The 13,991-nt window shown below is 57.7% G+C and carries 12 protein-coding genes; 2 read left to right on the top strand and 10 right to left on the bottom strand.

Features of this window, described 5'->3' with window-relative positions; all coding sequences use genetic code 11:
- Nucleotides 1-20: 20 nt before the first annotated feature.
- From murD to mraZ, 9 genes are read right to left on the bottom strand one after another with little or no spacing between them, the layout of a single operon-like run.
- Nucleotides 21-1,418, bottom strand: coding sequence for a UDP-N-acetylmuramoyl-L-alanine--D-glutamate ligase (gene murD / locus GOV89_RS01230; protein ID WP_171237243.1), 1,398 nt, complete (start codon nt 1,416-1,418; stop codon nt 21-23).
- Nucleotides 1,415-1,960 carry an AAA family ATPase gene (locus GOV89_RS01225; RefSeq protein WP_171237242.1) on the bottom strand — a complete coding sequence of 182 codons (546 nt, stop codon included), beginning with the start codon at nt 1,958-1,960 and terminating at the stop codon, nt 1,415-1,417. The genes murD and GOV89_RS01225 overlap by 4 nt, the downstream gene beginning before the upstream one ends.
- Nucleotides 1,957-3,039 (bottom strand): phospho-N-acetylmuramoyl-pentapeptide-transferase, encoded by a 1,083-nt coding sequence (mraY, locus tag GOV89_RS01220; RefSeq protein WP_171175328.1) that lies wholly within the window; start codon nt 3,037-3,039, stop codon nt 1,957-1,959. The genes GOV89_RS01225 and mraY overlap by 4 nt, the downstream gene beginning before the upstream one ends.
- Nucleotides 3,040-3,075: 36 nt before the next feature.
- Entirely contained in the window at nt 3,076-4,470 is a 1,395-nt protein-coding gene (gene murF, locus GOV89_RS01215; RefSeq protein ID WP_171237241.1) for a UDP-N-acetylmuramoyl-tripeptide--D-alanyl-D-alanine ligase, read from the bottom strand.
- A complete protein-coding gene (locus GOV89_RS01210) occupies nt 4,467-5,966 on the bottom strand; it encodes a UDP-N-acetylmuramoyl-L-alanyl-D-glutamate--2,6-diaminopimelate ligase (protein WP_171237240.1) in 1,500 nt (499 codons plus the stop codon). Before GOV89_RS01210 ends, murF begins: the two co-directional genes overlap by 4 nt.
- 22 nt (nt 5,967-5,988) lie before the next feature.
- A complete protein-coding gene (locus GOV89_RS01205; RefSeq protein WP_171175334.1) occupies nt 5,989-7,776 on the bottom strand; it encodes a penicillin-binding protein 2 in 1,788 nt (595 codons plus the stop codon).
- Nucleotides 7,773-8,141 (bottom strand): cell division protein FtsL, encoded by a 369-nt coding sequence (locus GOV89_RS01200; protein ID WP_171175337.1) that lies wholly within the window; start codon nt 8,139-8,141, stop codon nt 7,773-7,775. The genes GOV89_RS01205 and GOV89_RS01200 overlap by 4 nt, the downstream gene beginning before the upstream one ends.
- Nucleotides 8,138-9,130, bottom strand: a complete 993-nt coding sequence (gene rsmH / locus GOV89_RS01195; RefSeq protein WP_171176228.1) for a 16S rRNA (cytosine(1402)-N(4))-methyltransferase RsmH — start codon at nt 9,128-9,130, stop codon at nt 8,138-8,140. The genes GOV89_RS01200 and rsmH overlap by 4 nt, the downstream gene beginning before the upstream one ends.
- A gap of 4 nt (nt 9,131-9,134) precedes the next feature.
- Nucleotides 9,135-9,638, bottom strand: coding sequence for a division/cell wall cluster transcriptional repressor MraZ (mraZ, locus tag GOV89_RS01190; protein WP_171175340.1), 504 nt, complete (start codon nt 9,636-9,638; stop codon nt 9,135-9,137).
- A 992-nt stretch (nt 9,639-10,630) separates the two neighbouring features.
- Here mraZ and GOV89_RS01185 point away from each other — a divergent pair.
- The gene (locus GOV89_RS01185) at nt 10,631-10,855 is read left to right on the top strand and encodes a DUF1127 domain-containing protein (protein WP_171175342.1); all 225 of its coding nucleotides are present in this window, start codon (nt 10,631-10,633) and stop codon (nt 10,853-10,855) included.
- Nucleotides 10,856-11,226: 371 nt separating this feature from the next.
- Nucleotides 11,227-11,517: a DUF1330 domain-containing protein gene (locus tag GOV89_RS01180; protein ID WP_171175344.1), complete on the top strand. Its 291-nt coding sequence runs from the start codon at nt 11,227-11,229 to the stop codon at nt 11,515-11,517.
- Between the two features lie 4 nt (nt 11,518-11,521).
- Here GOV89_RS01180 and GOV89_RS01175 read toward each other — a convergent pair whose 3' ends face one another.
- Complete coding sequence (locus GOV89_RS01175) at nt 11,522-13,978, bottom strand: ATP-dependent helicase (RefSeq protein WP_171237239.1); 2,457 nt, start codon at nt 13,976-13,978, stop codon at nt 11,522-11,524.
- Nucleotides 13,979-13,991 lie beyond the last annotated feature (13 nt).

The following is a 13,991-nucleotide window of genomic DNA, read 5'->3' as shown; positions in this document are numbered from 1 at the left end:
TCAACCGGCAGAGCGTCGCCTTACGTCAGCCGCTTACGCACTTGTTCGGTAAAGTCATCGCCGCGTCGCTCGAAATTGTCATATTGATCGAAACTGGCAGCCGCCGGTGCCAACAACACCGTGTCACCCTCTTCCGCGTCTTCGATAGCTTGCGCTACGGCGGCCTCCATCGTGGTACAAACCAGGGCGTCCGCTTCCAGTTGCATCGCAAAACCAGCCGCTTCGCGACCGATCACGTAAGCTTTGCGCACCTGATCCGCTGCCGTGTTCAGAGCTGCGATACCGCCCTCTTTCTCAAGTCCACCGCAAATCCAGCGGATATTCTTGAACGCGCTCAACGCCTTCAAGGCACTGTCGATATTGGTCGCCTTCGAATCGTTGACGTAAGTAACCCCACCCGCTTCGGCAATGATCTGGCTGCGGTGCGGCAGGCCCGGATAGGACTGCAGCGCATCCTCGATCACGCGCGGGGCAAGTCCCAGCGACCGGCAGGCGGCGTAGGCCGCGCAGGCGTTTTGATGGTTATGCGCACCGGGCAGACCTTTGATCGCGCGCAGGTCGATGGAACCTGCCTGACGCCCCTTGCGGTATTCCGACAAGAAACCTTTGCGAGCAAACACCTGCCACCCCGGACCTGTCAGTTTGCGCGCAACCGAGATACGGATCACCCGGTCATCCGTTGGCCTTTCGGCCAGTTGCACGGCCAGAAACGCACCTTCGATCTCATCAATGCCAATGATTGCGCGGTCTGGCCCGCCTTCGGCAAACAGGCGTCGTTTGGCCGCGAAATAGCCGCCCATGCCGCCGTGGCGGTCCAGATGATCGGGCGAAAGGTTGGTGAACACAGCAACGTCGGGAGTCAACGCACGGGCCAACTCGGTCTGATAGCTGCTGAGTTCCAGCACAACAACCGAACCGTCACCACCCGGATCGATATCCAGAACCCCGCGTCCGATATTGCCTGCCAACTGTGCCTCACGCCCGGCCTCGGTCAGGATGTGGTGGATCAACGCCGCCGTGGTGGACTTCCCGTTCGAGCCCGTCACTGCAATCACGCGCGGCGGCGTGTCGTAGTTGTTCCATTCCGACCCCGCGAAGGAACGGAAGAACAGGCCGATGTCGTTGTCCACCGGCACGCCAGCGTCCAAAGCCGCGGAAACGACCGGGTTCGGTTCAGGATAAAGATGCGGAATGCCCGGTGAGACGATCAGCGACGCAACGCCATCAAACGCGCCGTGTTTGCGCAGATCGACGCAGGTGAACCCCTCGCCTTCGGCAGTTTCACGAGCTGCCGGGTTGTCGTCCCAGCACACAGGCTCGGCCTTGCCAGCACGCAAGGCGCGTGCTGTCGCCAAGCCCGACCGGCCCAGCCCCAGAACTGCAACTTTTTGCCCTGAAAAGCCTTTGACCGGGATCATGTCTTACTTCCTTCGTCTAGCTGTGCCTCAAGCCAATCCGCCCGTTCTTCGACAGGTCGCTTTGGAACAAGGGTGGTCTTGAAACCAAGTTTGGGCAAGCGGTCGCACAAACCCTCATATTCCGCAAGAGCGTCAACAAGATCGTGCTGACGCTGACTGTCTTTCACATAGATTTCAGGCCATGGCGGGAACAGAAAAATCTGACGGTCATAGTCAAGCCGGACAATCCGATCTTTCAAGGCTTTGTCCAGATCAGTGTCAGTACGCTCAAACCAGATCAAGGCGTCCAGCGCCGATCGGTCGAATAGAACCAAACCGTCCGGGGCTTGGGTCATGTCGTTGAAAGCCGTCTCGATGACTTTCCGGCAAAACGCTTCGGTATTTGACCAGGGCAAGGCGGTTCCACCGACCTGCTGTTCCGCGATTACGACTCGGCGGCCGGGTTCTATGACAGTCGCATAGCCGCGCCGCGCCATCTCTTGCAGGAGGGTGGATTTACCGCCTCCTGAACAGCCTGACAGCACAATGCGACGTTTGCTCACCGTACCTTCAGCGTTGCCAGTCCGATCATCGCCAGGATCAGCGAGATGATCCAGAAACGGATGACGATGGTCGGTTCAGCCCAGCCTTTTTTCTCATAGTGGTGATGGATTGGGGCCATGAGGAAAACCCGCTTGCCGGTGCGTTTGAAGTAGAGGACCTGAATGATGACGCTCAACGCCTCGACCACGAACAGACCGCCAACCACGGCCAGAACAAGCTCGTGCTTGGTGGCGACGGCAATCGCACCCAGTGCACCACCCAGTGCCAATGAACCGGTGTCACCCATGAAGACCGCCGCAGGCGGTGCGTTGTACCACAAAAAGCCCAAACCGCCGCCGAACAAAGCAGCCGTAAAGATCAATATCTCACCGGTTCCGGGCACGTAGTGCACGTCCAGATACTCGGTAAAGTCCACACGTCCGACCGCATAGGCAATGATTCCAAGGGTCGTGGCGGCAATCATTGCGGGCATGATCGCCAACCCGTCCAGACCGTCAGTCAGGTTTACTGCATTGGCAGCCCCCACGATCACAACGACCGCGAACGGAATATAGAACAGGCCCAAATTGACCAGAGTGTCCTTAAATACCGGCACCGCCAGCTGGTTCTGCAACGCCTCGGGATGGTGCAAAGATGCCCAGAGCGAGGCCAGAACCGCAATGATAATGCCCAGCGCCAGACGCATCTTGCCCGAAACACCCTTGGTGTTCTGCTTCGACACCTTGGCGTAGTCATCCGCGAACCCGATGGCCGCATAGGCCAAAGTCACAAACAACACCATCCAGACATAGGGATTGTCCCACCGCGCCCAGATCAAGGTCGACGTCACAAGGGCACCTACAATCAGCAACCCACCCATGGTGGGCGTGCCTGCCTTGGAAAAATGTCCCTCGGGGCCGTCATCGCGGATCGGTTGACCTTTGCCCTGTCGCTTGCGCAGAACATTGATCAGGGGTTTTCCGAACAGGAACCCAAAGATCAGCGCCGTCATAAAAGCACCGCCCGCGCGGAAGGTGATATAGCGGAAGAGGTTCCAGAAATCCCCTCCGTCCGACAGGGCGGTCAACCAATACAGCATGACAATACCTTTCTCACACGCGACGTCTGGGCGCGATCACCCATCAAGCGCGCTCCCTTGCCCCATTTTGCGCAGACCGTCAACAATCGTAGCCAGCGCCATGCTGAGAGAACCCTTTGCCAACACCGTGTCGCCATCGCAGATCAATGAGGGCAAGTGTTCGGCCATCTCAGCACTGGTTTCGAACCAGAGCCCGCGCTTGTCATCGGGTAGCGCCTTGTGCATGGCCTGCATCAACGGGCCGATGCAATGCACCTGATTTACTTTCCCCATGGCTGCAACATTCGCCATTTCGGCGTGCATCGCCACTTCCTGCGAGCCCAGTTCCTTCATGTCGCCCAAAAACGCGATGCGGCGGGTACCTTGCGTGGCAGCCAACACGTCCAGCGCGGCCTCCATCGAGGTCGGATTGGCGTTGTAGCTGTCGTCCAATAGTTCGATTTGGCCACCACCAGACAACGGCAAGTTTTCGCGTACGCCGCGCCCCTTGACCGGCGACCACGCTCGCAGTCCCGCGATCGCCTGATCCAGATCGACACCCAGTTCCACGCAGGCCGCCAGAGCCCCAAGCGCGTTCATGGCAAAATGGGTGCCGGCAGAGTTGACCTCAAAGCGGATGAGTTGATCACCAACAGTGGCCTGAGCGTTCACGGCGTTGGACGCTTGCTGCACATCGATCAAACGATAATCCGAAGCCTTGCGGCCAAAATCGACGATCCCCGCCCCGCGGTCCTGGGCACTTTGACGCAGAATTTCTGCGTGCTCGATGTCTGCATTGACAATCGCAGCCCCGCCGGGCTCCAACCCTTCGAAGATCGCCGCTTTTTCATGGGCGATGCCTGCGACCGAAGCAAAAGCTTCCAGATGCACCGCCGCGACAGTCGTGACCAACGCCACGTGCGGACGGGCCTGTTTGGCCAGAGGAGCAATCTCGCCCGGGTGGTTCATGCCGATCTCAATCACGGCATACTCAGTATCGCGCGGCATCCGCGCCAAAGTCAGCGGTACACCCCAATGGTTGTTGTAGCTGGCCACGCTGGCATGGGTCTTGCCTTGGGCTTCAAGAATTTTCGCCAGCATTTCTTTGGTCGAGGTCTTGCCGACGCTGCCCGTGACACCAACTATGCGCGCATCCGTTCGCGCACGGGCCGCCTGCCCCAAGGCTTCGAGACCTGCCTGCACGTCGTCAACGACCAGCAACGGTGCCCCTTCGGGGACACCTTCGGGAATGTGAGAAACCAGCGCAGCCCCGGCGCCTTTTTCCAACGCCTGCGCGACAAAATCATGACCGTCCCGCGCGGCTTTAAGCGCCACGAACAGATCGCCGGGCTGAAGGGTGCGAGTGTCGATCGATACACCATTTGCGATCCAGTCACGCGTGACCTGACCGCCTGTCGCTTCAACGGCCTCGGATGCTGTCCAGAGTGTCATGCAACCCTCCCGTCAAGCGCGGCCACAGAAATACTGGCCTGTTCAACGTCATCAAAAGGCAGAACCTGATCCCCTACGATTTGTCCGGTTTCGTGGCCCTTGCCTGCGATCAGCAGCGCATCGCCCTGTTGAAGCGCATTGATGCCGCGCAGAATAGCCTCGGCACGGTCGCCGACCTCGGTCACACTGGCCTGACCTGTGGCCTCAAGCGCACCTTCCATGACGGCTGCACGGATGGTGGCCGGGTCTTCGTTGCGTGGGTTGTCATCTGTTACAAACACGACATCAGCATGGTTCGCAGCCGCCTTACCCATCAGAGGGCGCTTGGTCGCATCACGGTCCCCGCCTGCCCCAACGATGGCGATCAGACGCCCCATAACATGCGGGCGCAGCGCCTTGAGGGCCGTGGCCACAGCATCGGGCGTATGCGCGTAATCCACAAAAACCGTTGCACCGTTGTCGCGCGTAGCTGCCAGTTGCATCCGCCCCCGTACGGTCGTCAGATATGGCAGAGTTTCAAAGACCCGCTCAGGGCTGTCGCCGGCGGCGATGACCAACCCGCAGGCCAGCAAGATATTTTCAGCCTGAAACCCGCCGATCAGATTCAGACGCGTCTGGAAGGTTCGGCCTTGCCAGGAAAAGCGCAGGTCCTGTCCTGTGGCGTCAAACCGCTGATTGATCAGGCATAAATCGGCATCGCCAAGACCAACGGTCAGCACCGATTGGCCTCGCGACTTTGCGATCCGCTGGACCTGCGCGCCCTTAGGGTCACTCAGATTGATCACCGCTGTACCGTCTTGCGGCAACACGCGGTCGAACAGCCCAGCCTTGGCGGCAAAATACGCCTCGAAGGTTTCGTGATAGTCCAGATGGTCCTGAGTGAAGTTTGAAAACCCTGCGGCTGTCAGGTGCACGCCATCCAGGCGGCGTTGCTCCAGGCCATGGGACGATGCTTCCATCGCGGCATGGGTCACATCATTTTCAGCTGCCTCTGCCAGACAGCGATGCAGGGTGATTGGTTCAGGGGTGGTGTGGGCCAGCGGTGCGGTCCATGCACCCTCGACCCCGGTCGTACCGAGGTTGACAGCGGCGTGGCCCAGCTCAGTCCAGATCTGGCGCACAAAGGTGGCAACAGATGTTTTGCCGTTGGTACCGGTGACGGCGACGATGGTCTGCGGTTGTGCTCCAAACCACAACGCGGCTGCACCGGCCAGCGCCTGACGCGGGTCTTCGACCACAATAAGTGCCGCGCCTGATTCAGAAAGCTCGGCTTCGGCGATCTGGGCCCCTTCGGCATCTGTCAGGATCGCGGATGCTCCCATTCGAAGGGCGTATTGGGTGAACTCCCCTCCATGCACCCGCGTGCCGGGAAGGGCCGCGAACAGGAAGCCGTCTTTCACTTCACGGCTGTCAACAGCCAAACCTGTGATGTCGGGGTTTGCGCCCCCGCGCGCGGTCAGGGCCAGTTGGTTGAGTTTCTTTGTCCTTGTGCCCATGACCCACCTCTTGCCGGACAGCCTAGTTTGAGGTCAGCGTTATAGCAGCGCCCGCCTCAGGCTCAAGCCGAGGACGCAGGCCCAGCAAGGGTGCGACGCGACCAATAAGTTCGGCGGCAACAGGCACGGCGGTCCAGCCCGCAGTGCGGCGCTTTTCGCCATATGCCAGGATCGAAGGTTCGTCCAATGTGACGATCAGAACGTATTTCGGATCATAGGCCGGAAAGATCGTCGCGAAGGTCGCTATGACTTTGTCATCGTAATACCCGCCACGCGGCTTTGGCTTGTCCGCTGTGCCGGTTTTGCCAGCCACGTCATAGCCTTTGACCTCAGCAAAGCTGGCGGTGCCGTCTGTCACCACTTTACGCAACATTTTCTGGGCCTGGCTTGCGGTGTTTTCCGACATGACCCGAGGGCCGTATTGCGGGCCGTTTTTCCGCAGAATGGTCGGGCTGACATAATGCCCGCCATTGGCAATGGCCGCATAACCGGCCGCCAGATGCATCGGGCTGGTCGACAGACCATGACCGTAGGAAATGGTTACAGTGCTCAGTTCACCCCATTTTTTGGGCTTGAGCGGTACGCCACCTTTGGCCTCGACAATTTCAAACGGTGTTGGATCGAACATGCCCAACGTGTTCAGGAAATCCTGCTGTCGCTGCGCACCGATCTGCAACGCCAAACGGCCCGTACCCCGGTTCGAGCTGTGTACGATCACGTCCGCAACGCTGATCTTGCCGTAATTCTTGCCGTTGAACTCTCCGATCGGAAAACGACCGATCTTCATAGGGCCCGACGTGTCGATGATGGTATTGGAATTCACAAGCCCCAGTTGCACGGCCTGCGCTGCAGTGAAAATCTTGAAGACCGAGCCCAGTTCATAGACACCTTGTACATAGCGGTTGAACAGTGGGCTGTCTGATGGATCAAACCCCGAGGTCGGCGGGCGCGGGCGGTCATTTGGATCAAACGAGGGCAGCGACGCGGCTGAGACAACCTCACCCGTGTGTGCGTTCATCAGAACGGCCGAGGCCCCCTTGGCGTTCATGATCTTCATACCGCCATAGAGCACCTGTTCCACAGCCGCCTGGATGGTCAGGTCCAGCGACAATTGCAGCGGCTTGTTGCCGTTGGCCGGGTCACGCAGATAGTCGTCGAACTGTTTCTCGACACCTGCAACACCAATTACTTCGGCGGCACTGACGCCCTCACGACCAAAGCCGGACCCGCCCAGAATATGCGCGGCAAGCTTGCCGTTGGGATAAAGGCGCATTTCACGTGGGCCAAAAAGAATCCCCGGATCGCCGATGTCGTGCACGGCTTGCTTCTGTTCGGGTGAGATGCGTTTTTTGATCCACAGGAACTTACGCTTGCCGGTGAAGTCCTTGACCAGACGCTCTTTGTCCAGATCCGGGAAGATTGCCACCAACTGATCTGCGGCGGCGATCGGATCGATCATCAGGGGCGGCTGCGCGTATACCGAATAGGTGTCCAGATTTGTTGCCAGGATGCGCCCTTCGCGGTCAACGATATTGGCGCGCTGCATGGCAATGGTCGCACCCGGCGCACTTGCTACTGGCTCCTGCGCCTCGGACGTGGCCAGCATACCCATGCGGGCACCAACAACCGAGAAAGCGCAGAAGAAGAAGAAGCCCAGCACCAACAGGCGCCCTTCGGCGCGGGCGCGGGCGCGGTCTTTCATATCCTCGTGGCGTTTGCGGATGTTTTCCCGTTCAATCGCCTTTGGATTTTCACCTCGGGCGCGAGCATCAAGAATTCGGGCCAGGGGGCGCAGAGGCGTGCGTGTCATGGAATCTGCACCTCGCCCAACGCCTTAATGTCAGTGATGGCCTGCAACTCAATCGGATCAACGATGGGCAGATCGGGGTCTTCGGCATAGGCAATCTGATCGGCACGCCCAAACTGCTCCGCCCGCAGCGGCAACAGTCCCAGACGCTCAAAGTTCAAATCTGCCAATTCGCGCAGTCGGTCAGGGCGGTTCAGATAGGCCCATTCCGCGTTCAAAACGGCCAGCCGTACCTGCGCCATGCCAATCTCGCGCTGGAGTTTCTGCGTTTCTTTAACCACCTGTTGGGTGCGGTAGTTTTCCTGATAGGCCCACAGCGCCAATCCAAAAACGGACAGAGCGGTCAACACATACAAAATACTCTTCATTTTGCCCTTCCCCCCAGTTGCGGCATCCCTATGGCGCGGGCCTCAATTTCCCCTGCCGGTGCCTCAGTTCGGATTGCCACGCGCAGTTTGGCCGAGCGCGCACGCGGGTTTTCCTGCAATTCCAGCTCATCCGGGCCTACGGCCTTACGGGTCTTCAGCGTGAATTGCGGCTGATCCTGCTCGATTTCAGGCGCGTAACGGTTCGCACGCCCTGTCTTACCCGCGCGGGATTGAAAGAACCGCTTGACCATCCGATCCTCTATGGAATGGAAGGTCACAACGGCCAGTTGCCCGCCAGGCTTTAATGCCCTTTCCGCGGCCATCAATCCCTGAAACAGCTCTTCATATTCGGCATTGACCGCGATCCGCAGCCCTTGAAAGCTGCGTGTCGCCGGGTGCGATTGCCCGGGCTTGGGGCGCGGCAGGCAGGACTCGATGATCTCGGCCAAACGCAGGGTCGTAGTGATTGGTTCTTCGCTTCGCGCCTTCACGATGGCCTTGGCGATCCGACGGCTCGCGCGTTCCTCACCGAAATGGAACAGAATATCCGCCAATTGCGCCTCGGTCGCCTCATTCACCAGATCGGCGGCGCTTTCGCCTTCCTGACTCATGCGCATGTCCAAGGGGCCGTCTTTCATGAAAGAAAACCCACGCTCGGCCTGATCCAGCTGCATCGAAGACACACCAAGATCCAGCACCACACCATCCAGATCCTGCGCGTATTCGTCCATCCGCGAGAACACACCGGGCTGCATCACCAACCGGTCGCCATACTCTCCTGCCCAATCAGCGGCCATTTCAAAGGCCAGCGGATCACGGTCGACGCCAATCACCTTGTCTGCCCCTGCATCCAGCAACCCGCGCGTATATCCGCCTGCCCCAAAGGTGCCATCCAGCCAAACACCCGATACCGGAGACACTGCGGCCAGCAGTGGGCGCAGCAGAACAGGGATATGGGGTTTATCGGAGGGAGGGACAGCGCCGGACATGCCGTCACGCGTCCCCGATGCCATCGAGGTAGACCATCGGGTCGAAATCGTCGGGCAGATCGTCCATCCACTCTTCAGCCTTGGCCAGTTCTTCAACATTGTAGGTTTCGGGCTTCCAGATCTGGAAGGTGTCACCCGCGGCGATAAAGAAGGCCTCATTCTCAAGGTCAATCTTGTTGCGCAGCTTGGCAGGCAAGACCAGACGTCCGGTTTCATCCACGTTTGTCGGGAAGGACTGACCGTGGAACATGCGTTGCAGCATCTTACGCTCCATCGACCCACGTGGCAGAGCGTCGATTTTGGCGTCAACCTCGTCAATCGCCTGCATCGTATAACATTCAAGGTATTTGCGGCGGTGGTCGCCGTAGACGATCACAAGCTCTGGATTGTCACCGGGCTGCCAGTTGGGATCGGACGCTTCAAGCACACGGCGAAACGAGGCCGGGATCGAGACCCTGCCCTTCGTGTCCACCTTATGGTGGCTTTCACCTCTAAACCTGCGCGCCAAGACGACTGTCCCTTTCGCTTGCGCCCCACCTCAAAATTCACGTTCCCCCCGATGAAAAACGGCGAGTTGATCTGCTGCCACTGATCAACCCGCCGCATTGACCCGCTTTGCGGGATGTCCAGCTGCACGCGCCACCTGGGGGGATGTCTGCTCGCCCGCGCGCCGGATCTCTTGGTTGATGAAAGCGAGATGCCTGTATGAAACCTGATTAGTATTTTTGGTTCGGGGTCGTTTGGTGCCCCTGCTGCCTCGTCCTCATCGGATGTACAAGGGATGCCATGGGAATTCATGGAAATCAACAGGAATTTTTCCAACCGTGTTGCATGAAACACGGCTTCGACATGACCAAATGTGGAAGATTCGCCACCAAGGCACTACAAATAGAAAATTTTAAATTTGAACATCAATATATAGACAAATGCTCGATGGAAAAAATTTCCCACGTTTTCCCGTTTTTTCTGAAGTTTTCGCTTAGGCTGGATTTTTTGGCTCGCTGCGGACAGTCGTCACATCGAATCGTAACTCAAAAAAACTAGAGATTTAGGCCGCGATTCCCCGCTCAAACCAGAACCGCCCATAAATTCCCGTAAGCTGACCCAGCTCAAGCAAGGAAGCGGGGCTTGGGTCCCGCTCCACCCCAGAAACCCGGAATCATCAAGACGACGCCACCTCGCTAAATGTCATTCCAGGGATCCACCGAAACGTCAGGCACTGGCTGTCCACGATATAAGTCGCACAAATTCGCGCCGAATGCGCTCAATTCAAAGGCAGGCCACAGCAGCGCCTTTTTCAGGCCTTCAAAGGCACCCCATGGTAAAACCTATATTTTAAAGGTGTATATCTCTGTGTCGGGAAAAACCAAACCAATCTATGCATTTGCTGCATAGCAGCATTGATGAAGTGACCCATTGTGCAATTGCAGCATTTGCCTATCTTCAGGCTCAAGCAAACGCCGAATGACATCGGTAACGCAAGACAGACGGATGATGAAAATGGCAATCGCAAGCACACATACAGCCCCCAAGAGCGCACCGGCGTTCGGATTGAGCACACTGGTCGAAACCGCCAAGACCCGCTTTGCACGCTATCGCATGTACCGTCAGACTGTGAATGAACTGTCCAGCCTGTCGAACCGCGAACTGGCCGACCTGGGCCTGCACCGTTCGATTATCCGCCGGGTCGCAATGCAGGCGGCAGAAGACAACACCGCGCGTTAAGCGCACCAGAGATACCGAGATCAGGCCCTTCCTCCTCCCATTAGGGTCTGTAATCAGCGGCAACGTCTTTCCTCCTCCCTGACGTTGCCGCACCCTATACCGGCCTCAAGATGCCGGAACGTGATACATCGAGGCTCTCCTCCTCCCTGCCTTGATGTTGAAAGCGCGCGGCGAGGTCGTCCTCCTCCCTGACGTCGCCGCGTCTTCCCCATACCGGGCTCAAACCCGGGTTCGTATACATCAGGGCTCTCCTCCTCCCTGCTCTGATGTTGACAAGACGGCGGTTCCCTCCTCCTCCCTGGGAACCGCCGTTTTTTGTTTTTCTGACACTGGTGTAAGATGGCCCTCTGATTTCTGATCCGGAGGACGCCATGGCCGCCTATTTCATCGCGCAGATCGACATCCACGACCCGGATGGGTATCAGGATTATCTGGCGGGGTTCATGCCGATCTTTGATCGTCACGGCGGCCGTTTGCTCACCGTTTCTTCCAAACCGGTCGAACGTATCGAAGGCGATTGGCCGGAAGGTGGAATTGTGCTGATGGAGTTTCCGGACCTTGCCGCAGCGAAAGCCTGGAAAGATGACCCCGACTACATCGCACTGGCAACGATCCGACAGGCCACGGCATCGACCAATCTGGTTCTTGTTGAAGGATTATGATGCCTTAGAACGGAACGTCATCTTTGTTGGTCAGGAATCGTGACACCACTTTCTTGGTGCCCGCCTTATCGAAATCGACCTCGACCTTATCGCCCTCGATACCGATGACCGCGCCATAGCCGAATTTCTGGTGGAAAACGCGCTCACCCAGCGTGAAGCTGGCCAGGGCGGTGGCGTCGATCACCGTGTTCCGACTTTCGCGGGGTTGTGACATGCCATATTGCCCCTGCCGCGCTTGCATCCGTTTCCAGCCCGGTGAGTTATAGACATTGGCTTCGGCTGCGCGGGATTCGATTCCCGCTGTCTGGTGCCCGCCGCCATAGAGGCCGGGAGGAGTCAGAACCTCTACATGCTCTTCCGGCAATTCGTCGATGAAACGCGAAGGCATCATCGATTGCCAACCTTTGAAGTCACCCGAGAATATCAACCTATTTGAAGCAAACGAAATTGTGCAGACTTCCTCCGCTCGAGTGATACCGACATAAGCTAGGCGTCGTTCTTCCTCGAGCCCCTTCAACCCAGCTTCGTCCATTGAACGCTGTGATGGGAAAAGTCCCTCTTCCCACCCAGAAAGAAAAACGGCAGGATATTCCGAACCCTTGGATGCATGAAGGGTCATTATGGAGACCTTGGGCTCGTCACCGTCCTGCTCGTTATCCATTACTAGACTGACATGCTCCAGAAACCCTTGCAGGTTTTCAAACTCACCCAAGTGGTTGACCAACTCCTTAAGATTTTCCAATCGCCCGGCAGCCTCGTGATCGCGGGGCTTACGTGGCGGCCTCGGGTCCATCGTCAGTTCTTCATCGGAAAGAGGTTTTAGGAAGCTTTCTGTGTAACCACTTTCGTCAAGAATGATCTGAGCCAACTCGACGTGTGACAACTCAGGGGTGCCATATCGGACCGGTCCGGTTGCGTCATCAATCACGGAGTCATCGTCAATTTCAATCGTCGGACCACGCGTCAAAGCATTCCAGCGCGCAAGTCCTTCAACTAGTTCCCGCAAAGATGCAGCGCCTTTCCCCTTGATCAAACTTCTGTCAACCGCGATACGTGCGCTTTCGACCAGAGATTTACTTTCTTCCCGAGCGATGCGTTGGATAGTTTGCTGAGCCTTCTCCCCTAAACTACGTTTCGGTGTGTTTACGATTCGCTCAAATGCCAAATCATTGTCAGGACTAACCACGACTCGGAAGTAAGCAATAGCATCTCTTATTTCCAATCTGCGGTAGAAAGGCACGCCACCAATAACTCTGTAGGGCATGCCGATTTTCAGAAACCTATCCTCAAGCACTTTCATTTGATGGGTGGCTCGGACCATTATCGCGATTTCTTCAAGCTCGAAAGGCCTCATACCGCGCGTGCCAGTTTGCATTGCGTCGATCTCTTCGCAAATCCAGCGCGCTTCCTCTTCAGCATCCCAATGGCCGATCAGGTTGACCTTGTGGCCGTCTTCGGCGTCGGTCCAGAGCTCTTTGCCCAGCCGGTTTTCGTTGCCTCGAATGACGTTCGATGCAGCTGCTAGAATATGCGGGGTCGAGCGGTAGTTCTGCTCCAGCCGCACCACATAAGCGCCCGGGAAATCCTTTTCGAACCGCAAGATGTTGCCCACTTCGGCCCCGCGCCAGCCGTAAATCGACTGATCGTCGTCCCCCACACAACATATATTTTTGTGCCCACCGGCCAGCAGTCGCAGCCACAAATATTGAGCAATGTTGGTGTCCTGATACTCGTCCACCAGAATGTAGCGGAACCAGCGCTGGTATTGCTCCAACACGTCCGGATGGGTTTGGAAGATCGTGACCATGTGCAGCAGCAGGTCACCGAAATCTACCGCATTCAACTCTCGCAGGCGCGTCTGGTATTGAGCGTAAAGCTCGATGCCCTTGTTGTTGTAGGCCCCGGCATCGGCAGAAGGCACCTTGTCCGGTGTCAGCGCGCGGTTTTTCCAATCGTCGATGATACTGGCCAGCAAGCGCGCAGGCCAACGCTTGTCATCTATGTTCGCCGCCTGAGTAAGCTGTTTCAGCAGTCGCTTTTGATCATCGCTGTCCAGGATCGTGAAGTTCGATTTCAGATCGACCAATTCCGCGTGACGGCGCAGCAGCTTGACACAGATCGAGTGGAACGTGCCCAACCACGGCATCCCTTCGGCAGGCTGGCCCAGCAAGCGACCGACACGCTCTTTCATCTCACGCGCGGCTTTGTTGGTAAACGTCACCGAAAGAATCTCATTCGGACGGGCCCGTGCCGTGTTAAGCAAGTGCGCGATCCGGGCCGTCAGAGCCTTGGTTTTGCCCGTCCCTGCCCCAGCCAACATCAGAACCGGGCCATCCAGATGTTCGACCGCCTCCCGTTGCGCCGGGTTCAGCTCATCCAGATAGGGCGAAGGGCGCACGGCCATTGCCCGCGCCGACAGCGATGCGCCCTCGAAGGCGTCCATTTCGTCAAAACTGCTCATGGATCCAAACTAC

This window comes from Ruegeria sp. HKCCA5763, assembly GCF_013034545.1.
In the GTDB taxonomy this organism is placed as follows: Bacteria; Pseudomonadota; Alphaproteobacteria; order Rhodobacterales; family Rhodobacteraceae; genus Ruegeria.
The sequence above is the reverse complement of the archived record's forward strand: the minus strand, read 5'-3'. Positions and strand labels throughout refer to the sequence as shown.